Source organism: Paraburkholderia sp. J69-1 (assembly GCF_905220255.1).
Classification (GTDB): domain Bacteria; phylum Pseudomonadota; class Gammaproteobacteria; order Burkholderiales; family Burkholderiaceae; genus Paraburkholderia.
This window is the reverse complement of the sequence record NZ_CAJMZG010000025.1, coordinates 65,969-88,683: the sequence shown is the minus strand read 5'-3', so window position 1 is coordinate 88,683 and position 22,715 is coordinate 65,969. Positions and strand designations below refer to the sequence as shown.

Sequence of the window (22,715 nt, the reverse complement as noted above, 5' to 3'; positions counted from 1 at the left end):
ACCTGACGGTGCCGGGCAGGTGCCTGGCATTGCTTGGCGGTACCTGGCCTGCTTCGTCGCCGCTGGCGCCAAAGCAGGCCTCGTCGGTTTAACGGCTTACGAGGGCGAAACTTGAGCGTTGCCAGTCGATGGAGTGCTCGAAATCCCTGGACGCTTGCTTTCGCGCGCTGGTGCGTTCGTGCGTCAGGTCGTCGGCGCGTCAGGGCGTCGGGCGTCAGGCGTCAGCGCAACACCACGCCTTGCCAGAGAAAGAACACGCCAAGCCCGGCAGCGATGGTCAGCAGCGGCCGTCTGGTGAGCAGACTCGCCGCAATGGCCGCCAGCGCGCCGACAAGCTGCGGATTGCGCCAGGTCAGCTCGGCGTTCTGGCCATGCGGCGAAACGGCCATCGGCACGATGATGGCGGTGAGCACGGTGACCGGCACGAAGCCCAGCGCCGTGCGCACGAGCGGCGGAAACACCACGCGTTCGCCGAGCACGAAGACGGCGGCGCGCACGACCCAGGTGATCAGCGCCATGCCGAGAATCAGGGCGACGTAGTTCATTGACGGCCTCCGGCGATGGCGTGCGGGTTTTGGGGTTGGTGCGCGGCGGGGTGCGACGCGCGCTTCGTCTGGGTGTCGGCATCGCTCGAATCGGCCGATTCCAGCGGCTTGCGCGGCCGCGACAGCGTGACGCCAACCGCCACGCCCGCCAGCACCGCGCCCAGCAAGCCGAGCTTGTACGGCCAGGCCTGCCAGAAAAAGGCGAGCGCGCCCGCCGTCACGGCCGCGGCGACATAACGCAAGGCGACAAGCTGCGGCACGACGATCGCGATAAACGTGGCGACCATCGCGAAATCGAGTCCGAGCGACTGCAAACCGGGAAAGGCCGCGCCGAACAGCAGGCCCAGCGCCGTCCAGATCTGCCAGTTCAGGTACATCGACAGCCCCGAGCCGAGGAAATACCACGGCGAGACCTCGCCCGGCGCATGGCGGCGGTAGTGCGCCCAGACCACGGCGAACACTTCGTCGACGAGCACGCCGCCGAGCGCGAGGCGCCAGCGCAGCGACAGGTGCGAGATATAAGGCGCGAGCGTCGCGCTATAGAGCACGTGCCGCAGATTGACGATGAAGGTGGTGGCCAGGATCACCGTAAAGCTCGCGTGCGAGGCGATCAGCCCGAGCGCGATGAACTGTGCGGAACCGGCGAACACGGCGAGCGACATCAGCTGGCCGTGCCAGAGCGCGAGCGGGCCCGTCACGACGAGCGTGCCGAAAATCATGCCGAAGGGCGCCGCGCCGACCAGCATCGGCAGCGTGTCGCGCGCGCCCGCGACGAATTCCTTGAAACGGTGGGGATGCGTGGTCAAACCGGTCTCCTGATAGGGAGAGCCAGCTTAGCGGGTGGCGACGGGCGTGGCTTGTACGTTCTTGCGGTGCTGGGGCGCGATCAGCGCAGATCCGGCACGGTTCGGGCCGGGTTCAAGCCCGGTTTAAGTCCGGTTCAAGCCATCTGCCAGCGCCCGGGCGGCACGCCGAACATGCGGCGGAAGTGGCGCGTGAAGTGACTCTGATCCGTGAAGCCCTGTGCGGCGGCCACATCGGCGACCGATACGCCCGCGCGCAAGGGCGCGAGCGCGCGCTGCAGCCGCAGTTGCGTGCGCCAGGCGTGCGGCGGCAAACCGGTGGCCTGGGTGAAAAGCCGCGTCGCATGAAAGGGCGAAAGACCGACGGCCACGCCCAGATCGGCGACCCGCAACTGCGTGGTGAGATCGGCGGCGAGCAGCGCTTTCATGACCTCGACGCGCGGCTCATCCGGCGCACCGGCGAGCGGGGCGGCGCGGGTGCGCGCGTGACGGGTGAGCAGGGTGGACAGCGCGTCGATCAGCGCGTCTTCGGCGGCGAGCAGATCGGCGGGCGCGGGCGCCGGGCCTTCGGCCGCCTGCGCTTCCATCAGGCGATGCGCCCGCGAGACGCGGCGCGCGAGATCGATGTCGCGGATCACCTCGGCATCGAACCACGGCAGCGGCTGCGCGCGGCCCGCGATCTCGCTGGCGAGATCATGCAGATAATCGACCGGCACATACATGACGCGATAGCGCCAGCCTTCATCGACGGCGCGCGCGCCGTTATGAATCTCGCCGGGATTGATGACGGGCACGCTGCCCGCTTCCGCAACGTGGCGCGTGCCGCTGTAGCGAAACCACTCGGCGCCTTCCTCGATCACGGGGACCGTGTAGGTATCGTGCCAGTGCGACGTGAACTCGTGATCGTGATACTCGGCCGTGAGCAGCTCCGCGCCGGGCAGGAGCGGCGAGCGCCAGTAACGGGCGGAATCGCGAAAACGGGAGAGGGCCATGACACAGATCCTGCGACGATCCCTGCAGTTTAGCGCACCGGAATGGTGGTGCCGGCGGGCATCGGGACGGCGGTGACGCTGTTCTTCGCGCTGCCGCTGACGACGCGGTCGCTGTAGGTCAGATAGACCAGCGCGTTGCGTTTCGTGTCGACCACGCGAACCACGTGCAGCGTCTTGAACAGGAAGGACATGCGCTCGCTGAAGACATCGGCCTGTTGCTTGAGCGGGGCGGCGAAGCTGATCGGCCCGACCTGACGGCAGGCGATGGACGCTTCGGTCGGATCTTCGGCGATGCCGAGCGTGCCTTTCACGCCGCCGGTGCGCGCGCGCGACACGTAACAGGTGACGCCTTGCACCGCGGGGTCGTCGTAGGCCTCGACGACTACCTTGTCGGAGCCGGTCATGCGGAAATTGGTGTTCACGCTGCCGATCTGTTCGGCGTGGGCCGCGCCCATGACAAGCACGCTCGCGCAAAGGGCTGACGCAAGTTGGCGGATCGTTTTCATGCGGATTCCCGAGAATGTTGAAGCGGTATTATCGGGCAGGGTGGGGCGATTGGCTGTGACGGCTAGACGTGTGCCGGCAAATCCATGGCTTCATGCAGAATGCGCAGTACGTCGATGCGCTGTTTTTCTTTTTCCGAAACGCGAAACACCACGAAATGCCGGCCTCGACGACGATTGCGGGCGACGTGCAATGTCATGATGCCGGGTCCGATTTCGTTGCGTTGGCGAACACCGGGCATGTCTGGTCCGAAAGACAAATCCTGCAGCGTTGTCGAGATCGTCAGCGCGTAGTCACGCGTTTGCGTCTGACCGAATTTTTCGGCCGTCCAGCGCAAAATATTGCGGAAGTCCTGTTGAGCCAGATCGGCGAGTGCGATGTGCCAATCTCCCTTGACCGTGCTCATCGCGTGCGTTTCGTCGCGTCAGGTGCAGCAAGGACATCATCGGTGATTGCATCGAGAAATTCACCCAGCGCCGCAGCGGACGAGAAGTTCTTCGAACGTCCGCCATCGATATCTGCGATGCCCGCACGAGCAGCGTCGCGCAACGCTTCGAGCTTTTCCTGCATTTCCACTTCTTCGCGCTCGATCAAACGCAATCCAGCGCGCAGAACTTCGCTTGCGTTCTGGAATCGGCCGGAATTGACGAGAGAGTCGACGAGATGGGCTTGCCGGTCGGTGAGGACGACATTGCGGGTGGGCATGGCTGCAGCCTTCGGCATGAGTTGATTGGCAGATTATGCCATCAAACACCTTGCGCCACCCCAAAAGAAAAAGCCGTTGCGTGAGACACGCAACGGCTTCGATTTTGGCTCCCCGACCTGGGCTCGAACCAGGGACCTACGGATTAACAGTCCGGCGCTCTACCGACTGAGCTATCGGGGAACAGCAGTACATCTACAGCATTAACTTCTTTAAAAAGTCCGTTGTGATTAACGGGCTTTTGAAAATTCTGGCTCCCCGACCTGGGCTCGAACCAGGGACCTACGGATTAACAGTCCGGCGCTCTACCGACTGAGCTATCGGGGAATCAACAAAAGCAGAGAACGAGATTCTATGGGGTCTGGCGCAGTCTGTCAACACCCATTCGTCATCTTATTTCTCTTCCCGATAAAAAACCGCTTCGGGAGTGGGTGACGATACCGCAGAGGCTACAGATACGGCGCCGGACTGCACGTAGGTCACTATCGAGACGTACAGCACGATACGTGCAGCCGGCGCGCGCCGACTCATCCAGATTAACGAGCCAGCAGTGCGAGCTTGTCCTTCACGTCCTTGAATTCTTCGGCTTCCGGCAGCGCGGGCTTGGTCTTGGTGATGCTCGGCCAGCTCTTTGCCAGTTCGGCGTTGAGTTCGGTGAAGTGTTGTTGATCGCCAGGGACGTCTTCTTCAGCGTAAATGGCGTTCACCGGGCACTCGGCCACGCACACAGCGCAGTCAATGCACTCGTCCGGGTCAATCGCGAGGAAGTTGGGACCTTCGCGAAAGCAGTCCACCGGGCACACATCGACGCAGTCGGTATAGCGGCACTTGATGCAGCTTTCGGTCACAACGTGGGTCATTCAGGCAGCTCCTGCAAGCTTTTGTATTGGGGATGGCGCTGGGTTGGGGCGCGCCAAAAGCGGTATTGTAACTGAATGGGAAATTCCCTATCCACACCCTCGCGGCACCGTTTATATCGTTTCGTGATTAGTTTATGCGGTGTTGCGTGGGCTTCGCATACTCACGCGCGCAAGTGCAACGCAAGACTGATCGGCCGGTTTTTTGCGCAATATCCCTGCGCGCGCCACGGTCGTGCGAGTCGCGCCGCGTCCGAATGCCGCATTCGGGTAACATGGGCGCACCGCTGATGCCCGCCGCCCGCCGGCGTCGCCGCTTGCCCCACGAGGCGCGGCAGTCGCTCGGGAAGGAGAGGTGGGCGCCCTCCGATTGCAGTCCGGCTAGTCAATCATGGTCATAACTTCGCTGCTCGATACCGATCTGTACAAATTCACGATGATGCAGGTGGTGCTGCATCATTTCCCCGCGGCCAACGTGGAATATCGCTTCCGCTGCCGCACGCCCGATGTCGATCTCGTGCCTTATGTGGATGAAATCCGCAGCGAGATCTCCAAGCTTTGCCGTCTGCGCTTTGCCGAGCCCGAACTCGAGTATCTGCGCAAGATGCGCTTCATCAAGGGCGATTTCATCGACTTTCTCGCGCTGTTCCATCTGAACGAGAAGTACATTTCGGTCACGCCTTCGCCGAAGAACAACGGCGAAATCGACATCGAGATCAAAGGGCCGTGGCTGCACACGATCCTCTTCGAAATCCCGGTGCTGGCGATCGTCAACGAAGTCTATTTCCGCAATACGCAGCATCATCCGCAGTACGAGGAAGGCCGCGAGCGTCTGCGCCGCAAGATCGAACTGCTGGGCGCGAAGCCCGAATTCGCCGATTGCAAGATCGCCGATTACGGCACGCGCCGCCGTTTCTCCAAGCGCTGGCACGAAGAGGTGATCCTCACGCTCAAGGAAGATCTGGGCGAGCAGTTCACCGGCACGAGCAACGTGTACTACGCGATGAAGCACAATCTCACGCCGCTCGGCACGATGGCGCACGAGTACCTGCAGGCGTGCCAGGCGCTCGGGCCGCGTCTGCGCGACTCGCAGATTTACGGCTTCGAGATGTGGGCGAAGGAGTATCGCGGCGATCTGGGGATCGCGCTGTCGGACGTCTATGGCATGCAGGCCTTCCTGCGCGACTTCGACATGTACTTCTGCAAGCTCTTCGACGGCGCGCGCCATGATTCGGGCGATCCCTTCGAGTGGGGCGAGCGCCTGCTCAAGCATTACGAAGACAATCGCGTCGACGCGCGCACCAAGACCATGATCTTCTCGGACGCGCTCGATATTCCGAAGGTGCTGAGTCTTTACGAGCGTTTCGGCGACCGTTGCCGTCTGGCCTTTGGCGTCGGCACGAATCTGACTAACGATCTTGGTTATCAGCCGCTGCAGATCGTCATCAAGATGGTTCGCTGCAATGGCCAGCCGGTTGCCAAGCTGTCCGATTCGCCGGGCAAGAACATGTGCGACGACAAGGCGTATCTCGCCTATCTGCGCCAGGTGTTCGGCATCGAGCAGCCGACGGAAGTGGAGATCGCGGGCACCTAAGCGCCGCGCCCGAGCCGTCAAAACACGAGGCGGTGCGCCGGTATAATCGGCGCGCCGCCTTTTTTCTTGGGCCTTTCTTCTTTTTGACGAGGACGTTCATGGATACCACGGCCGCTCGACGCAGCATCCTCGCGCGCATCCGCGCGGCGCAGGGCCGTGCGGTGACGTCGCCCACGCCCACGCCGCACGAGCGCGAAGCCGTCGCCGATTACCTCGCGCGTCATCCGGAAGGTCCGCGTCCGCCGCTCGAAGGCGACCTCGTCGCGCATTTCGTCGAGCAGGCGCAGAAGATGGCCACGACCGTCGACGAAGTCGCGCAACTCGCCGATGTGCCCGCCGCCGCGGCGCGCTATCTCGCCGCGCGCGCGTTGCCGACGCAGGCGGTCGCGTGGCAAACGCTCGAATCGTTCGACTGGGCAGGCGCGGGCTTGAGCGTCGCATTCCGCAAACCCGAAGATCGCGATCTCGTCGGCCTGACGGGCTGTTTCTGCGCGACGGCGGAAACCGGCACGCTGGTGCTGCTTTCCGGTGCGCAGACGTGGGCATCGGGTGCGCTGCTGCCTGAAACGCACATCGCCGTGGTGCCGGCTTCGCGCATCGTCGCCGGTCACGAGGACGCCTTCGCGCTCATGCGCGCCGAACGCGGTGAGCTGCCGCGCGCGGTCAACTTCGTGTCGGGGCCGTCGCGCACCGGCGATATCGAACAAACCATCGTTCTGGGGGCGCATGGGCCGTATCGCGTGCATGTCGTGGTTGTGCATGGCGCGTGAGGGCTTGCAACGCGTATTGAAGGGCGGTGCGCTGGCTTTGGCGGTATTCGCCGCGCCCGGCGCACACGCGGCCAGTGTCGATGGCGCGACGCTCAGCGCTTTCTGGGGCTTGCCGTTCGCGCTGATGCTGCTGTCGATCGCGCTCCTGCCGATGTTCGCGGCGACGTTCTGGCATCACCACTTCGGCAAGATTTCGGCGTTCTGGGCGCTGGCGTTTCTGCTGCCGTTTGCCGCGACGCACGGTGTATCGGCGACGTATCCGCTCTTTCTGCACGCGCTCGTCGATGAATACGTGCCGTTTATCGTGCTGCTCGGCGCGCTCTATACGATCGCGGGCGGCATCTGCATCTACGGCAATCTGCGCGGCTCGCCGCGCACGAATACGGTGATTCTTGCGCTGGGCACCTTGCTCGCAAGCGTGATGGGCACGACCGGCGCGGCCATGCTGCTGATCCGGCCGCTTCTGCGCGCCAACGACAACCGTCGGCATAACGTGCATGTGGTCGTGTTCTTCATCTTTCTCGTCGCGAATGCGGGTGGTTCGCTCACGCCGCTCGGCGATCCGCCGCTGTTTCTCGGCTTTCTCAATGGCGTGAGTTTCTTCTGGACTACGCAACATCTCGCGTTGCCGATGCTGTTCGTCTGCGCTGTGCTGCTGACTGCGTTCTGGCTGATCGATACGTGGTACTTCCGCCGCGAAGGCGAAACGCGCGCCGCGGTGCTCGACCCCACGCCCGATACGCGCAGCCTCAGCATCGGCGGCAAGTTCAACTTCGTGCTGCTCGCGGGTGTGATCGCGCTGGTGCTGATGAGCGGCGTCTGGAAGCCGGGCATCGCCATCGATCTGCCGGGCGCGCGGCTCGAACTGCAGAACCTCGTGCGCGACGCGGGTCTGCTTGCGCTGGCGGCGATCTCGCTTTTCTGCACGTCGCGCAAAGCCCGCACGGACAACGGTTTCGACTGGGCGCCGATCGCCGAAGTCGCCAAGCTTTTCGCGGGCATCTTCGCGACTATCACGCCGGTGATCGCGATGCTGCGCGCGGGCGAGGCGGGCGCGTTTGCGGCGCTGATCCAGTTCGTCAACGATGCGCCGGGCCAACCCAACGACGCGCTTTACTTCTGGGCGACGGGTTTGCTGTCGTCCTTCCTCGACAACGCGCCGACCTGGCTCGTGTTCTTCAATCTCGCGGGCGGCGACGCGCCCACGCTCATGACAAGCGGCGCGCGCACGCTCGCGGCGATCTCCGCGGGCGCGGTGTGGATGGGCGCGATGACCTATATCGGCAACGCGCCGAACTTCATGGTCAAGGCCATCGCACAGCAGCGCGGCGTGCGCATGCCGGGTTTCTTCGGCTACCTCGGCTGGTCGTGCGTGGCGCTCACGCCGGTGTTCGCCGTGGCGACCTGGCTGTTCTTCGTTTAGCCTGATCGCGCGACAATGTAGCCCGGCGGTAACGAACCAACCTCAGCAGTGTGGAGAGCAACGATGCAAAAGATTCTCGTGGCGCGCCCGATCTTTCCGGACGTGATCGACCGGCTCAAGCAGTATTTCGAGGTCGACTGGAACAACGGCGAAACGCTGTCCGCCGACGCCCTCAAGGCGCGTCTGGCCGACAAGGACGGCGCGCTCACCATGGGCGAGCCGATCGATGCATCGGTGCTGGCGGCCGCGCCGCGTCTGCGCGTGGTCTCGAACATGGCGGTGGGCTACAACAACTTCGACATGACGGCCTTCAACGCGGCCAACGTGCTCGGCACCAACACGCCCGACGTGCTCAACGAAACCACCGCCGATTTCGGCTGGGCGCTGATGATGGCGGCCGCGCGCCGCGTCACCGAATCGGAACACTATCTGCGTGCGGGCCAATGGCAGAAGTGGTCGTTCGACATGTTCCTCGGCGCCGATATTCATGGCGCGACGCTCGGCGTGATCGGCATGGGCCGCATCGGCCAGGCGCTGGCGCGCCGCGCGAGCGGCTTCAACATGCGCGTGATCTACCACAACCGTTCACGCGTCGCGCCCGAGATCGAGCGCGAACTGAACGCCGAATATCGTTCGAAAGCGGACCTGCTCAAGGAAGCCGATCACGTCGTACTGGTGCTGCCGTACACGCCGGAAAACCATCACACGATCGGCGCGGCCGAACTCGCGCTGATGAAGCCCACGGCCACGCTCACCAACATCGCGCGCGGCGGCATTGTCGACGATGCGGCGCTGGCCGATGCGCTGCGCACGCGTCGCATCGCATCGGCGGGCCTCGATGTGTTCGAGGGCGAGCCGGCTGTGCATCCGGCGCTGCTCGAAGTCGATAACGTGGTGCTGACGCCGCACATCGCCAGCGCGAGCGAAGGCACGCGCCGCGCGATGGCCAATCTCGCCGCCGACAACCTGATCGCCGCACTCGGCGAAGGTCCGCGCGCCGGTCAGCCGGCCAACCCGATCAACCCCGACGTGCTGGGGCGCGCGCGTTCATGAGCGTCGAGTCGTTGATGGCGATCGCCTTGCTGGTGCTGGCGATCGCTCTGGCGGTTTCGATCGTCGCGTTGCTGCGCGCGCGGCAGGGCGCGCATGGCCATGACGATGCGACGCTCGACGCGCTCGATCAGTTGAGCGATCGGCTGTCGGGCGCCAGCGAAACGCAGGCGCGCGCGGCCGAGCGTATCGAGCGCGAATTGCGCAACGAAATCGCCCGCACGGCGCAGGCGTCGCGCAGCGAATTCGGCGGCGGCTTCGGCCAGGTGCAGCAGGCGCTGGCGGCGCATCTCACCAGCATCGCGACGGTCCAGAACGGCCAGCTCGACAGCTTCGCGCAGCAACTCGCGAAGCTCAGCGAGACCAACGCGCAGCAACTCGACGCCGTGCGCCAGAGCCAGCAGGTGCAGGCGCAGCAGGCGCGCGAGGAGCAGGGCGCGGCGCTGCGCCAGTTCGGCACTTTGCTCGGCCAGCAGGTCGCGCAGATGATCGAGGCCAACGACCGGCGTCTGACCGAGGTGCGCGCGACGCTCGAACAGCGTCTGAAGGATATCGAGGCGAACAACGCGGCCAAGCTCGAAGAGATGCGCCGCACCGTCGACGAAAAACTGCACGCGACGCTGGAGCAGCGTCTGGGCGAGTCGTTCAAGCTGGTGTCGGACCGTCTCGAACAGGTGCATCGCGGTCTGGGCGAAATGCAGACGCTGGCGGCCGGCGTGGGCGATCTCAAGAAAGTGCTGACCAACGTGAAAACGCGCGGCACCTGGGGCGAGGTGCAGCTCGAAGTGCTGCTGGAGCAGATGCTCACGCCCGAGCAGTACGCGAAGAACGTCGCGACCGTGCCGGGCAGCAGCGAGCGCGTGGAGTTTGCGATTCGCCTGCCGGGGCGCGGCGTGAAGGCGAGCGATTCGAGCGCAATGACGGACGCGCCGGTCTGGCTGCCCGTCGATGCCAAGTTTCCGCGCGAAGACTACGAGCGTTTGATCGATGCGCAGGAGCGCGCCGATCTCGCCGGGATCGAGGAAGCGGGGCGGGCGCTGGAGGCACGCGTGCGTGCCGAGGCTCGCACCATCGCCGAAAAATACGTGTCGCCGCCGCACACGACGGATTTCGCGCTGCTGTTTTTGCCGACCGAAGGGCTGTACGCGGAGATCCTGCGTCGCCCGGGTCTCACCGATCTGTTGCAGCGCGACTATCGCGTGAGCGTGGCGGGGCCGACTACGCTCACGGCCTTGCTCAACAGTTTGCAGATGGGCTTCCGCACGCTGGCCATCGAGAAGCGTTCGAGCGAAGTCTGGCAGGTGCTGGGCGCGGTGAAGACGGAGTTCGGCAAGTTCGGCGATGTGCTCGCGCGTACCAAAACGCAACTGGAAACGGTGACGCGTTCGATCGAAGCCGCCGAGGTGCGCACGCGCGTGATGAACCGCAAGCTGCGCGACGTCGAGGCGCTGCCGGGCGAGGAAGCGTCGGATCTGCTCGGCGATGGGCTGCGCACCGGGGACGAATAGCGCGGATGAATCGCGCAGCTTCCAGGCGCGCAGCTTCCAGCAGCGCAGCCAAAGCAAACGGGCCGTCCGCAACACTGCGGACGGCCCGTTTTTCGTTTGGCCTGAATCGGCTTAAGCGATGGCCGGCTGGTCTGGCGCGGCGAGCTTGTCGAGTGCGTCGCCCGTCACGCGCACGATGCGCCAGTCGGAATGGATGGTCGCGCCCATCTTTTCGTAGAAGCGGATGGCCGGCTCGTTCCAGTCGAGCACGCTCCACTCGAAGCGCGCACAGTTGCGCTCGACCGCGATGGCCGCGAGCGCGCGCAGCATCGCCGTGCCCAGACCCGTGCCGCGTTGCTCCGGCTTCACGTAGAGATCTTCCAGATACATCCCGCGCCGACCGATAAAGGTCGAGTAGTTGTGGAAGAACACCGCGTAGCTGACGATCTGCCCCGCGTCTTCGGCGACCAGCGCCTCGGCGGCCGGATGCGCGCCGAACAGCGCGTCGCTCAGCAATTCGGGCGTGCCGGTGAACAGATGCGTGAGCTTCTCGAACTCGGCGAGCTCGTACATCAGCGCGTGAATGGCGCCGACGTCGGCGGGTGCGGCGGCGCGGATCGTCGCGGACATCAGGCTTCCTCGGGGACGTCGGAGAGATGGATCTCGATGCCGCCGAAGCGCGACGCCACCCAGTTGTACAGATGGCAGGCGATCCACAGCAGCACGAAGCCGACGATCGCATTGAGGATCAGCGCGCTGAACACGGTGCCCAGTTCGAAGGTGCCGTAGCGGAAGAACGCGACCACGGCGACGAGCAGCACCACCGGCACGCTGAAGGTGAGGTACACGAGGATGAGCGCCTTGGCGGTTTGCCCCGCGGCAATGAACGAGATCTGTTTTTTCATGTGAGTCGGTCCGTAGGTCGAGTGGACGTAGCGTGTCGTTGCTGTGTCGTTGACTGATAAAAAGCGGCTGGTAGGGCGCTGCGCTAGACGAGACCGTCGAACAGCATGATGTCGACGGCGTCGCCGGCATCGAGACTGTCGGCCTCATGGGCGAGCACGATAAAGCAGTTTGCTTCGCTCATGGTGCTCAGCGCGCCAGAACTTTGCGAGCCGGTGGGCGTGACGCGCCAATGGCCCTGCGCGTCGCGTTCGGCGATACCGCGCTGGAATTCGGTGCGGCCGGGGCGTTTGCGAATCGGCGCATCGCAGCGCGCGGGAATCAGCGGCACGGGCTGCGGCTGCGCGCCCGACATCGCGATCAGCGCGGGGCGCACGATCTGGTAGAAGCTCACCATGGTGGCGACCGGATTGCCCGGCAGGCCGAACAGCAGCGCCGCGCGGCCCGCGCCGGGACGGCCGCCCGACCAGATGCGGCCGAACGCGAGCGGGCGGCCCGGACGCATGGCGAGACCCCAGAAGGTCACGTCGCCGAGCGTCTGCAACTGGGTGCGCGTGAAGTCGGCTTCGCCAACCGAAACGCCGCCCGACGTAAGCACGACATCGGCGCTTTCGGCGGCTTGCAGCAGCGTGGCGGCGAGCGCATCGGGATCGTCGCGCACGACGCCCAGATCGATCGGCTCGACGTTCAGGCGTTGCAGCATCGCGCCGAGCGTGTAGCGGTTGCTGTCGTAGATGCTGCCCGCGTCGAGCGTCTGGCCCGGCGAGCGCAATTCGTCGCCGGTCGAGAAATACGCCACGCGCAGACGCCGCTTGACCTTCACATCGACGAGACCGAGCGAGGCCATCAGGCCGATGTCGCTGGCGCGCAGCACGCGGCCCGCACGCAGCGCCGCGCTGCCGCGCGCGAGGTCTTCGCCCTGGCGGCGGCGGTTCGCGCCGGGTGCGACGGCGTTGGCGGCAAAGGTGATCGCGTGCTGGCTGGCGGTGACGCTTTCCTGCGGCACGACGGTGTCGCAGCCTGCGGGCATCGGCGCGCCCGTCATGATGCGCACGCATTCGCCCGCGGCCACCGCGCCCGTGAACGGATGACCGGCGAACGCCTTGCCCGCCACCTGCAAGGTCAGCGCGCCTTCGCGCTGCGCGAGCACGGCGCTGTCGAAGGCATAGCCGTCCATCGCCGAGTTGTCGTGCGCGGGCACATCGATCGGCGAGATCACGTCTGTCGCGAGGACGCGTGCGAGCGCGTCGCGCAGCGGTACGCGTTCGCCTTGCGCGAGCGGCGTCACCCATTGCAGCACGATGGCCTGGGCGGCACTGACGGGCAAGGCTTGAGGATCGAACTGGCCGAGGCTTCCGGCGCTCGCGGAGAAAATGTTAGGCGTGGTCATGGGGTGAAGAAGCGTCGCGTTCGCACGCATTCGCACAACGGCTGCGGCGATCGTCCTGGGAGGTGCCTGAAGCCCGCGTCATGCAGAGCGCATGGAGCGGCGGTGGACTGTGCCGGTCAGGCACGGTCGAAGTCGGCGAGTTCCTGCAGGGAGTTGACATTGTAAAACGCACGTTCGTCGGCAAAGCTTACGACGGCCGCCGTGTGGCGCGCGTACCACGCGCGGACCTTGCGCTCGCCTGCGTCGAGAAAGGCGGCGAGGTCGTCGGCGAGCGAGGTGCGCAGCAGGGCGAAGACCGGGTGCAGGCTGACTTCGCCGGTGGCGTCCGTGGTCTGGGCCGTGACGATGGCGGCGCCGTGTTCGCTCGCCGCTGCGCTCAGGCGCGTGGCGAGATCGGCGGGCAGCCACGGCGAATCGCAGGGCGCGCTCAGCAGCCAGCCGGTGCGCGCGGCACGCAGGCCGGCGAGCAGACCGGCGAGCGGGCCGGGGTAGTCGGGCAGCGTATCGGCGAGCACCGTGGCTTGCCAGGGCGCGCCGAGCGTCGCGTACACGTCCTGATTGCGGTTCGCGCTGATCGCGAGCGTGCCGACCTGAGGCGCGAGACGCGCGAGCACGTGGGCCGCGAGCGGCTGGCCGTGCAGCAACTGCAGGCCTTTATCGGCGCCACCCATACGCTGGCCGCGGCCGCCCGCGAGCACAAGACCGGTGATATCGGAAACGGGGAGAGCGGCGCGGGTGTCGGGCATCGGCAAAACGGGTGAAGGGAGCGCGAGGCGCTCAAGCAGGAAGCGGACGGCCTGTCCCGCGAAGGGATCAGCCGCCGATATACGACATTTCGATACGGCGCTCGTCGCTCGAAGCCGGGGCTTCGGCGCTGCCGCGCAGTTGCGAGTAGCGGTCGGCGCGCTGTTCCCAGATCTGCGCGATGGCGGCGGAAATGGCCGCGTCGCTGGCTTCGCCGCGCACGAGCGCGCGCAGATCGTAGCCCATCGAGGCGAACAGGCACAGGTACAGCTTGCCTTCGGTCGACAGGCGCGCGCGCGTGCAGTCGCCGCAGAAGGCGCGTGTGACGCTGGAAATCACGCCGATTTCGCCTGCGCCGTCGGCATAGCCCCAGCGCTGCGCGGTTTCGGCGGCGCTGTGCGCTTCGAGCGGCACGAGCGGGAAATGCTCGGCGATACGCGCGACGACGTCGGCGGACGGCAGCACTTCGGCCATGTTCCAGCCGTTGGTCGCGCCCACGTCCATGTATTCGATAAAGCGCAGCGCCACGCCCGAGCCGCGGAAGTGTCGCGCGAGCGGCACGATCTCGCCGTCGTTGGTGCCGCGCTTGACGACCATGTTGACCTTGAGCGGCGCAAGACCGACCGCCTGCGCGGCGGCGATGCCGTCGAGCACGTCGCCGACCGAAAAATCGGCGTCGTTCATGCGGCGGAACAGGGTGTCGTCGAGCGCGTCGAGACTCACGGTCACGCGCGTGAGCCCCGCGTCGCGCAGCGCGCGCGCCTTGCGGGCCAGCAGCGAACCGTTGGTCGTGAGCGTGAGATCGAGCGGTGCGCCGTCGAGCGTGCGCAACGCGGCAAGCCGCTCGATCAGGAATTCGATGTTTTTACGCAGCAGCGGCTCGCCGCCCGTGAGGCGGATCTTGGTCACGCCCTGCGCGACGAAAAGCCGCGCGAGACGTTCGATTTCCTCGAGCGAGAGCAGGGCGGAATGCGGCAGGAACGGATAGTCCTTGTCGAAGACCGCGCGCGGCATGCAGTAGACGCAACGGAAATTGCAGCGGTCTGTCACCGAGATGCGCAGGTCGCGCAGCGGCCGCGCGAGCGCATCGACCACTTCGCCGGACGGCGCACGCGCGCCAGCCGCCGCCGGTTTGAGACTCGGCGGCAGGGAGCGGGCATCGGCAACAGGGATGATGCGTCGGGACATGGTTTCTACGTTCTGCGTAAGACTTGCGCTACAAATTTCGGACTGGACTTTGGCTGCAACTTCGCGCGATGTTTCGATTTTAGCCGAAGGACCCACCGCTCACCGACGAGGGTGAACGCTGATATATCAAAAAAAAGCCCGCCAATATATGGCGGGCTTTTGCTGCAACGCGGCGATCAGGCTGGCACCGGAACTATCCGCGAGGAAGGTATCCGGTGCCTGAGCGCCATCAGGCTTACGCCTGACGGTCGGTTTCGACCTGTTGCATCGGCGTGGCGTCGACGGCCGGCAGCGCCTTGCGCTCGCGCGGCACGCGCGCGGGCTTCACCAGCTGGGCGGCTGCGTCCTGCGCGGCGCGCAGCTTGGTCGTGTCGGTATTCACCCACACGAGGCCAGCCGATTCGAGCATCGGGGTCAGGTCGGCAGCGGGGGCTGCGGTTTCTACCTGAGCCGGTGCTACGGCAGCCGGAGCTGCGGCAGCCGGCGCTGCGGTTTCGACTTGAGCCGGAGCGACTGCTTCGACCGGGGCCGGAGCGGCTGCGGTTTCAACCTGCGTCTGCACCGGCGTTGCCACCGGAGTTGCCACCGACGTTTCCACCTGAGCCAGTTCGACGCGCGTTTCGACCGGAGCCGGTTGCACGACTTCGGCTTGCTGCGCTTCGACGCGGTCTTCGCGCACCGGGATCTCGGCGACGGGCGCCTCGACCGGTGCCGCAGCGGCTTCGACCGGCGCTTGCACGACGGGTTCGGCGGCTACCGGCGCTGCTTCGACCGGAGCGGCGGTCTCGACTGCCTTCACGGTTTCAACCGGCGCGGCGGTTTCGACTGCGACCGGCGCAACCGGAGCCGAAGCGACGGTCTCGACCGGCGTTGCAGCCTCAACCGGAGCGACAACCGGAGCAACCGGCGCTTCCGGCGCCTTTTCCACTGCCTGCACGGCTTCTGCTGCTGCAGCCGCTGCGACCGGCAGTGCCGTCACCACGACCGTCTCGGCGACGGCGCTGTGGACGACGGCTTCCTGCGCGGGGGCTTCGGCTTGCGTTTCGGCTTGTGCTTCAGCTGCTGCGCCTTCTTCGCCTTCCGCACCTTCCATCACTGCCGAACCGTCTGCATCGCGCTCGCGACGACCACCACGACGGCCGCGACGACGACGACGACGCTCTTCACCTTGCGGCGCTGCGCCATCTTCATCGAAACCTGCCTGGTTCACGCCATCGGTGAGGGCGGCTTGAGCGGCGTCAGCGGTTTCCGCATCGGCGCCGGCACTGGCGGCTTCGAGGCGGGCTTCCTGTGCCTCGGCGGCTTCGCCCGGCTGCTGCTGACGACGGCGTTCGCCGCGTTCCTGACGCTCGCCGCGCTCGCCACGTTCTGCGCGCTCACCGCGTTCACGGCGCTCGCCACGTTCCTGGCGTTCGCCGCGCGGTGCGGCTTCGGCTGCTTCGTTGCGGTCCTGACCACGTTCGACGCGCTCGATGCGCTGCTCACGCGGTTCGCGCTCGCCACGGCCTTCACGTGCTTCACGCGGCTCGCGTTGCTCACGCGGTGCGCGCGGCTCACGTGCTTCACGCGGCTCACGTTGCTCGCGCGGCTCGCGGGCTTCGCGTTCCGGGCGGCCTGCCTGTGCCGTTTGGCCGGCTTGACCTGCCTGCGCCGACTGAGCGCCACGCGTGCCGGTCGCGCCTTCGCCACGGCCTGCGCCGTCACGGCCGCCGCTACGGCGGTTGCGGTTGCGGTCGCCCGAAGCGGACTTGTCGCCGCGCTCGCCGCCGCGCTCAGCGCGTTCGCCACGCTCGGCGCGTGCCGGACGTGCAGCCTTGTCCTGCTGGACAGCCGGTGCCGGTGCGGGTGCCGCAGCCGGTGCGCCGCCAAACAGACGCTTGATGAAACCGAAGAAACCACCGCCGGCCGGTGCAGCTGCAACCGGTGCGGCCACGGGCGCTGCCGCCACCGGCTTGACCGGTGCGGACGGCGCCGGACGCTCCGGCGTGATGCCCTTCACAGCGGCTTCCTGCTTCGGCTTGGCTTCGGCGTTGCGCTTGCTGTAACCGGTTTCCGATTCCAGTTCGCGCGCCGCTTCTTCAGCCAGCTTCCACGAAGCGCGCGGATCGTCCAGACGTGCATCGTCGTGACGCAGGCGCTCGAGCTTGTAGTGCGGCGTTTCGAGGTGCTTGTTCGGGATCAGCACGACGCCGACCTTGAAGCGCGACTCGATCTTGTTGATTTCCGCGCGCTTTTCGTTCAGCAGGAAGGCGGTCACTTCGACCGGCACCTGGCAATGGATTGCCGCGGTGTTTTCCTTCATCGCTTCTTCCTGGATGATGCGCAGGACCTGAAGCGCCGACGATTCCGTATCGCGGATGTGACCCGTGCCGTTACAGCGCGGGCAGGTGACGTGGCTGCCTTCCGAGAGAGCCGGGCGCAGACGCTGGCGCGACAGTTCCATCAGGCCGAAGCGCGAGATCTTGCCCATCTGCACGCGTGCGCGGTCGTGGCGCAGGGCGTCCTTCAGGCGTTGCTCGACTTCGCGCTGGCTCTTGGCCGACTCCATGTCGATGAAGTCGATCACGATCAGACCGCCGAGGTCGCGCAGACGCAGCTGGCGCGCGACTTCGTCGGCGGCTTCCAGATTGGTGCGTGCGGCCGTTTCCTCGATGTCGGCGCCCTTGGTGGCGCGCGCCGAGTTCACGTCGATGGCGACCAGCGCTTCGGTGTGGTCGATCACGATCGCGCCGCCCGAGGGCAGCGGAACGGTACGCGAGTAAGCCGTCTCGATCTGGTGCTCGATCTGGAAGCGCGAGAACAGCGGCACATCGTCGTGATACCGCTTCACCTTATTGACATTGTCCGGCATCACGATATCCATGAAGGCGCGTGCCTGGTCATAGATTTCGGTGGTGTCGATAAGGATTTCGCCGATATCGGGCTGGAAGTAGTCGCGGATCGCGCGGATCACGAGGCTCGATTCCAGATAGATCAGCATCGGCTGACCGGTCGTGCCGGCCTGCGAGGCGGCTTCGATCGCGCGCCACAGTTGCAGCAGGTAGTTCAGGTCCCACTGGAGCTCTTCGGCGGAGCGGCCGATGCCGGCCGTGCGCGCGATGATGCTCATGCCTTCCGGCAGTTGCAGCTGCGCCATGGTTTCGCGCAGTTCCTGACGGTCATCGCCCTCGATGCGGCGCGACACGCCGCCGCCGCGCGGGTTGTTCGGCATGAGCACGAGGTAGCGGCCGGCGAGCGAGATGAACGTGGTCAGGGCTGCGCCCTTGTTGCCGCGTTCTTCTTTTTCGACCTGAACGATCAGTTCCTGGCCTTCCTTGAGGGCGTCCTGGATACGCGCACCGCGCATGTCCACGCCGTCGCGGAAGTATTGGCGGGCGACTTCCTTGAACGGCAGGAAGCCGTGACGATCTTCGCCGTAGTTCACAAAACACGCTTCGAGCGACGGCTCGATGCGGGTCACGATCCCCTTGTAGATGTTGCCTTTGCGCTGTTCGCGACCGGCGGTTTCGATGTCGATGTCAATCAGCTTCTGTCCATCGACGATGGCGACGCGCAGTTCTTCCTGCTGCGTCGCGTTGAACAGCATTCGTTTCATTGAACGACTCCAGTGCGGCTTCGCGCGCCACCCTGACCTGAAAGGCGCCCGGCGCTTCGCCGGGCTGCACAGGAGGGGCGGGCAGCGGCAAGCCGCGCCTTATTGTGTTTTCACAAGCACGCTGGAGCGGGAAAGATGGCGGGGAGAATTGCCGTTGGAGCGGCCGCCGGCGTTGTGTTGCCAGGAACGGGCCGCGTGGGCACATGCGAAATACGTCTTCAAGAAGCGAAGAGACGTGCCGCCGGGGCACGGTTTTTCCTGCGCTTCCAACTTCCGGTCCGGCTGCTGCGTGCACCGGCGGCAAACTGCGCCACGCACGACCGCAACAGGATAAAAAACCGCAGCCGCGAACTACGCGCGCTGCTGGCTGGACCGGCTTCACGGCCTTCGCTGGAAAGCAGAAGTGCCGCGTATGGGAAGCTAACAGGAACGCCCGTCTTCCCCCTCGGGTGTCTCAACACCTTTGACGTCGCCATGTCCCGCACATTGCCGGGACGCTTCGGGCGCTCGCCGTATTTTCGCCACCGTCGTGTCGTACCGCGGCCACACAGAAATCGTTCAGGGCACGCGGCGCGACGCGCCGGATGAATTCTTTATACCAACCTTCCGTTACCGTCGGAGCCCGGTGCGACCGAACGTGCCTGTGGGCGCCGTCCCTGCCGTCGGGTGTTCCGTGCGTGCAACTCGTTGCTTCTCGTATGAACAGGGTGAGCAACCAACCCCGGGCGCAAGTAAAATAACGGTTTATCGCTTGCTGCCTGCGCATTTCGCGTGGTCCAGGTCCGGAAGATCCCCCTTGGATAGCCATCGGGCGGATCGGGAACTTTATGGCCGTTGGGCCTACCTTCGCGTCAGCGTTGGGCAAATTATATTCAGAATGAAAGGGTTAGGCAAAATATCCCAGAATCAGGTCGCAGCCGACCAGGTTTCTATCGTCGAAATCGATGACGGCGCCGCCGGTCAGCGGATCGACAATTTCCTCCTGCGCGTCTGCAAAGGCGTGCCGAAAAGCCACATCTATCGCATTTTGCGCAGCGGGGAAGTGCGCGTGAATAAGGGCCGGGTCGATGCGCAGTATCGGCTCGAGCTGGGCGATCTGGTGCGCGTGCCGCCCATCCGTATCGCCGAGAAAACCGCGCCGGAGTCGGCGCCGGTGCCTGCCGCCGAGTTCAAGGTGCTCTTCGAAGACGAAGCGATGCTGGTGATCGACAAGCCGGCCGGCGTGGCCGTGCATGGCGGCAGCGGCGTGGCCTTCGGCGTGATCGAGCAGTTGCGCGAGGCGCGGCCGCAGAGCAAGTTCCTCGAACTCGTGCACCGGCTCGACCGCGAAACCTCGGGCGTGCTGATGCTGGCGAAAAAGCGCGCGGCGCTGGTGGGTCTGCACGAGCAGATCCGCGAAAACAAGACCGACAAGCGTTATTACGCCTGCGTGCACGGCGACTGGGCCAGCGACTGGGGCCGCCGCCGCGCGGTCAAGGAACCGCTGCACAAGTATCTGACCCCGGAAGGCGAGCGCCGCGTGCGCGTGCAGCCGGACGGTCTGCCGTCGCATACGGTGTTCAATCTGGTCGATCGCTGGCCGCAGTACGCGCTGCTCGAAGCCGAACTCAAGACCGGCCGCACGCACCAGATTCGCGTGCATCTGGCACATCTGGGCCTGCCGATCGTCGGCGATGCCAAGTACGGCGATTTCGCCCTCAACAAGGAACTCGCGCGCGCCAATGCGAAACCCGGCGTCAAGCGCATGTTCCTGCACGCGCACCGTCTCAAGATCACGCACCCGATTACCGGCGCGCCGCTGCAGTTCGAAGCGCCGCTGCCGCCGGAGCTGCGCCGCTTCGTCGATCAACTGCGTGCGCAGCGCGAAGCCGGTGGCGAGGACGCCGCCGCACCCTGACCCCAATGAGGGTTGGAACACGTTGCGGCCGCGTTGTGCGCCTGAAAGGCACAATGCGGCCCGACGAATGAAATACACCGTACTCAAGAACAACAGTGTTTGGAGAAGGACCGAATGGCCCGACAGCAATTTGACCTGATTGTGTTCGACTGGGACGGCACGCTGATGGACTCGACCGCCCACATCACGCGCAGCATCCAGGCCGCCTGCCGCGACCTGGGCCTGCCCGTGCCCGGCGACGAGGCCGCGAGCTACGTGATCGGCCTTGGCCTGCGCGAGGCGCTGCAGATCGCCGCGCCGACGCTCGATCCGGCCGACTACCCGCGTCTGGTGGAGCGCTATCGCATCCACTATCTGCTCAAGGATCAGCAGACCGAGCTGTTCGCGGGCGTGCGCGACATGCTCACCGAACTGCGCGACACCGGCTATCTGCTCGGCGTGGCGACCGGCAAGAGCCGCGTGGGCCTGAACCGCGCGCTCGCCGACTCGAACCTCACGAGTCTTTTCGACGGCACGCGTTGCGCCGACGAAACCTTCTCGAAGCCGCATCCGGCCATGCTGCACGAACTCACGCGCGAACTGGGGCAGGATCTGGGCCGCACGGTGATGATCGGCGATACCACGCACGACCTGCAGATGGCCGCGAACGCGGGCGCAGCGGGCGTGGGCGTGGGCTATGGCGCGCATTCGGCCGCGTCGCTCGAGGCGCTTGCGCCCCAATACATCGCCTCCGACGTGGCCGGACTGGCGGCCTGGCTGCGGGAGCACGCATGAGCGAAACGCAGCATGCTCCGGTGCGCGTCTGCGCCGCTGAGGCGCTCGCCGAAGGCGGCGCGGGCCAGCGCATGGACGCGACCTACGCGGGCGGGCCGGCCGTGGTGTTCTTCGTGCGCTTCGGCGGCGAGGTCTACGGCTACCTGAACCGCTGCGCGCATGTGCCGATGGAACTCGACTGGGTCGAAGGGCAGTTCTTCGAATCGTCGGGGCTCTATCTGATGTGCGCGACGCACGGCGCGATCTATCAGCCCGAAACCGGCAAATGCGTAGGCGGCCCTTGCCGCGGCGGGCGTTTGCGTGCGGTGAAGGTCGAAGAACGCGACACGCCCGAAGGCCGTGCGGTATTCTGGCTGCCGGACGACGACCTGCATCCGGCCCCGATCTGATTTCCCGCCGTTTCCCTTGGCGCTTCCTACGCTGATTTCACCGCTCAAGCATGTCAGATAATCCGACCCCTGATTCGAACGAGCCGCCGCGCCCCATGCATTCGGGCAAGGTGGATGCCGGCAATGGCGGCTGGGAGCGCGAGGCGCTCGAACGCATCGCCATGGCCGCCATCAACGAGCAGCGCGCGGCGCGACGCTGGAAGATCTTTTTCCGGTTCGCCTTCCTCGCGGTGCTGGTGTTGATCGCGTGGAGCGTGTTCGACTTCTCCGGCGCGCGCGTGGATGGCGGTGGCCGCCATACCGCTCTGGTGTCGCTCGACGGCGAGATTGCCGCCGATACGCCCGCCAACGCCGAAGACATCAACAGCGCCCTCGACAGCGCCTTCGACGACGACGGCACGGCCGGCGTGATCCTGCATATCGACAGCCCGGGCGGCTCGCCCGTGCAGGCCGGCATCATCAACGACGAAATCCATCGCCTGCGCGCGAAATATCCGGCCATCCCGCTTTACGTGGTGGTGGGCGATATGTGCGCATCGGGTGGTTATTACGTCGCCGCGGCCGCCGACAAGATCTACGTGAACAAGGCCAGCATCGTCGGTTCGATCGGCGTGCTGATGGACGGTTTCGGCTTCACGGGCCTGATGGACAAGCTCGGCGTCGAGCGCCGTCTGCGCACTTCTGGCGAAAACAAGGGCTTTTTCGACCCGTTCTCGCCCGATACACCCAAGATGGACGCGCACGCGCAGGAAATGCTCGACCAGATCCACCAGCAGTTCATCGACGCCGTGAAGGCGGGGCGCGGCCAGCGCCTGAAGGATTCGCCGGATATCTTCTCGGGTCTGTTCTGGACTGGCCAGAAGAGCGTCGATCTGGGTCTCGCCGATGGTTACGGCGATACCGATTACGTCGCACGTGAAGTCATCAAGGCGCCGGATGTGGTCGATTACACGGTCAAGCAGAGCATTTCCGACCGCGTGGCCAAGCGTTTTGGCGCGAGCGTCGGCTCGGGCGCCATGCATTCGCTGATTTCGGGCGCGAAGCTCTCGCTGCGGTAAAGCGTCGCGAGCTTCGGTGCAAATCAAAACGGCCGCTGCGGATTTCGCA

22 protein-coding genes and 2 tRNA genes are annotated in these 22,715 nt (G+C 65.5%); 9 read left to right on the top strand and 15 right to left on the bottom strand.

What is annotated here, in order from left to right:
• Nucleotides 1–221 precede the first annotated feature (221 nt).
• From U5A67_RS34000 to fdxA, 9 genes are all read right to left on the bottom strand, one after another.
• On the bottom strand, nt 222–545 hold the full coding sequence (locus U5A67_RS34000) for an AzlD domain-containing protein (protein ID WP_205984221.1): 324 nt from the start codon (nt 543–545) through the stop codon (nt 222–224).
• Entirely contained in the window at nt 542–1,291 is a 750-nt protein-coding gene (locus U5A67_RS33995) for an AzlC family ABC transporter permease (RefSeq protein WP_321817788.1), read from the bottom strand. The genes U5A67_RS34000 and U5A67_RS33995 overlap by 4 nt, the downstream gene beginning before the upstream one ends.
• A gap of 194 nt (nt 1,292–1,485) precedes the next feature.
• Nucleotides 1,486–2,340, bottom strand: a complete 855-nt coding sequence (locus U5A67_RS33990) for a helix-turn-helix domain-containing protein (protein ID WP_205984220.1) — start codon at nt 2,338–2,340, stop codon at nt 1,486–1,488.
• A 29-nt stretch (nt 2,341–2,369) separates the two neighbouring features.
• Entirely contained in the window at nt 2,370–2,846 is a 477-nt protein-coding gene (locus tag U5A67_RS33985; RefSeq protein WP_205984219.1) for a CreA family protein, read from the bottom strand.
• Nucleotides 2,847–2,908: 62 nt separating this feature from the next.
• Nucleotides 2,909–3,250 carry a type II toxin-antitoxin system RelE/ParE family toxin gene (locus tag U5A67_RS33980; RefSeq protein WP_321817766.1) on the bottom strand — a complete coding sequence of 114 codons (342 nt, stop codon included), beginning with the start codon at nt 3,248–3,250 and terminating at the stop codon, nt 2,909–2,911.
• Nucleotides 3,247–3,567, bottom strand: a complete 321-nt coding sequence (locus U5A67_RS33975) for a type II toxin-antitoxin system ParD family antitoxin (protein WP_321817765.1) — start codon at nt 3,565–3,567, stop codon at nt 3,247–3,249. Before U5A67_RS33975 ends, U5A67_RS33980 begins: the two co-directional genes overlap by 4 nt.
• An 87-nt stretch (nt 3,568–3,654) precedes the next feature.
• Nucleotides 3,655–3,730, bottom strand: a tRNA-Asn gene (locus U5A67_RS33970).
• 68 nt (nt 3,731–3,798) lie between these two features.
• Nucleotides 3,799–3,874, bottom strand: a tRNA-Asn gene (locus tag U5A67_RS33965).
• A 209-nt stretch (nt 3,875–4,083) separates the two neighbouring features.
• The gene (fdxA, locus tag U5A67_RS33960; RefSeq protein ID WP_205984216.1) at nt 4,084–4,407 is read right to left on the bottom strand and encodes a ferredoxin FdxA; all 324 of its coding nucleotides are present in this window, start codon (nt 4,405–4,407) and stop codon (nt 4,084–4,086) included.
• A gap of 388 nt (nt 4,408–4,795) precedes the next feature.
• Here fdxA and pncB point away from each other — a divergent pair, with 388 nt between their 5' ends.
• From pncB to U5A67_RS33935, 5 genes are all read left to right on the top strand, one after another.
• The gene (pncB, locus tag U5A67_RS33955) at nt 4,796–5,998 is read left to right on the top strand and encodes a nicotinate phosphoribosyltransferase (protein ID WP_321817764.1); all 1,203 of its coding nucleotides are present in this window, start codon (nt 4,796–4,798) and stop codon (nt 5,996–5,998) included.
• 98 nt (nt 5,999–6,096) lie between these two features.
• Nucleotides 6,097–6,768, top strand: a complete 672-nt coding sequence (locus U5A67_RS33950) for a LutC/YkgG family protein (RefSeq protein WP_205984214.1) — start codon at nt 6,097–6,099, stop codon at nt 6,766–6,768.
• Entirely contained in the window at nt 6,758–8,191 is a 1,434-nt protein-coding gene (locus U5A67_RS33945) for a sodium:proton antiporter (RefSeq protein ID WP_321817787.1), read from the top strand. Before U5A67_RS33950 ends, U5A67_RS33945 begins: the two co-directional genes overlap by 11 nt.
• A 63-nt stretch (nt 8,192–8,254) precedes the next feature.
• Nucleotides 8,255–9,244 carry a D-glycerate dehydrogenase gene (locus tag U5A67_RS33940; protein WP_321817763.1) on the top strand — a complete coding sequence of 330 codons (990 nt, stop codon included), beginning with the start codon at nt 8,255–8,257 and terminating at the stop codon, nt 9,242–9,244.
• Nucleotides 9,241–10,749 (top strand): DNA recombination protein RmuC, encoded by a 1,509-nt coding sequence (locus tag U5A67_RS33935; RefSeq protein ID WP_321817762.1) that lies wholly within the window; start codon nt 9,241–9,243, stop codon nt 10,747–10,749. The genes U5A67_RS33940 and U5A67_RS33935 overlap by 4 nt, the downstream gene beginning before the upstream one ends.
• A gap of 111 nt (nt 10,750–10,860) precedes the next feature.
• Here the strand turns inward: U5A67_RS33935 and U5A67_RS33930 are convergent, their stop codons facing one another.
• From U5A67_RS33930 to U5A67_RS33905, 6 genes are all read right to left on the bottom strand, one after another.
• Nucleotides 10,861–11,358 carry a GNAT family N-acetyltransferase gene (locus U5A67_RS33930; RefSeq protein ID WP_321817761.1) on the bottom strand — a complete coding sequence of 166 codons (498 nt, stop codon included), beginning with the start codon at nt 11,356–11,358 and terminating at the stop codon, nt 10,861–10,863.
• Entirely contained in the window at nt 11,358–11,633 is a 276-nt protein-coding gene (locus U5A67_RS33925) for a hypothetical protein (RefSeq protein WP_027817320.1), read from the bottom strand. Before U5A67_RS33925 ends, U5A67_RS33930 begins: the two co-directional genes overlap by 1 nt.
• 83 nt (nt 11,634–11,716) lie before the next feature.
• Nucleotides 11,717–13,021, bottom strand: coding sequence for a gephyrin-like molybdotransferase Glp (glp, locus tag U5A67_RS33920; RefSeq protein ID WP_321817760.1), 1,305 nt, complete (start codon nt 13,019–13,021; stop codon nt 11,717–11,719).
• A 116-nt stretch (nt 13,022–13,137) separates the two neighbouring features.
• On the bottom strand, nt 13,138–13,767 hold the full coding sequence (gene mobA, locus U5A67_RS33915) for a molybdenum cofactor guanylyltransferase MobA (protein ID WP_321817759.1): 630 nt from the start codon (nt 13,765–13,767) through the stop codon (nt 13,138–13,140).
• A 67-nt stretch (nt 13,768–13,834) separates the two neighbouring features.
• Nucleotides 13,835–14,953: a GTP 3',8-cyclase MoaA gene (gene moaA, locus U5A67_RS33910; RefSeq protein WP_205984208.1), complete on the bottom strand. Its 1,119-nt coding sequence runs from the start codon at nt 14,951–14,953 to the stop codon at nt 13,835–13,837.
• 235 nt (nt 14,954–15,188) lie between these two features.
• On the bottom strand, nt 15,189–18,548 hold the full coding sequence (locus U5A67_RS33905; RefSeq protein WP_321817758.1) for an Rne/Rng family ribonuclease: 3,360 nt from the start codon (nt 18,546–18,548) through the stop codon (nt 15,189–15,191).
• 877 nt (nt 18,549–19,425) lie between these two features.
• Between U5A67_RS33905 and U5A67_RS33900 the strand changes: the two genes are divergently transcribed.
• The 4 genes from U5A67_RS33900 (at nt 19,426) to U5A67_RS33885 (ending at nt 22,666) form a co-directional block, all read left to right on the top strand.
• Complete coding sequence (locus U5A67_RS33900) at nt 19,426–20,445, top strand: RluA family pseudouridine synthase (protein WP_205984206.1); 1,020 nt, start codon at nt 19,426–19,428, stop codon at nt 20,443–20,445.
• A 114-nt stretch (nt 20,446–20,559) separates the two neighbouring features.
• The gene (locus tag U5A67_RS33895) at nt 20,560–21,219 is read left to right on the top strand and encodes an HAD-IA family hydrolase (protein WP_321817757.1); all 660 of its coding nucleotides are present in this window, start codon (nt 20,560–20,562) and stop codon (nt 21,217–21,219) included.
• Nucleotides 21,216–21,608, top strand: coding sequence for a Rieske (2Fe-2S) protein (locus tag U5A67_RS33890; protein ID WP_321817756.1), 393 nt, complete (start codon nt 21,216–21,218; stop codon nt 21,606–21,608). Before U5A67_RS33895 ends, U5A67_RS33890 begins: the two co-directional genes overlap by 4 nt.
• 50 nt (nt 21,609–21,658) lie before the next feature.
• On the top strand, nt 21,659–22,666 hold the full coding sequence (locus tag U5A67_RS33885) for a S49 family peptidase (protein ID WP_321817755.1): 1,008 nt from the start codon (nt 21,659–21,661) through the stop codon (nt 22,664–22,666).
• The last annotated feature ends 49 nt before the right edge of the window (nt 22,667–22,715 follow it).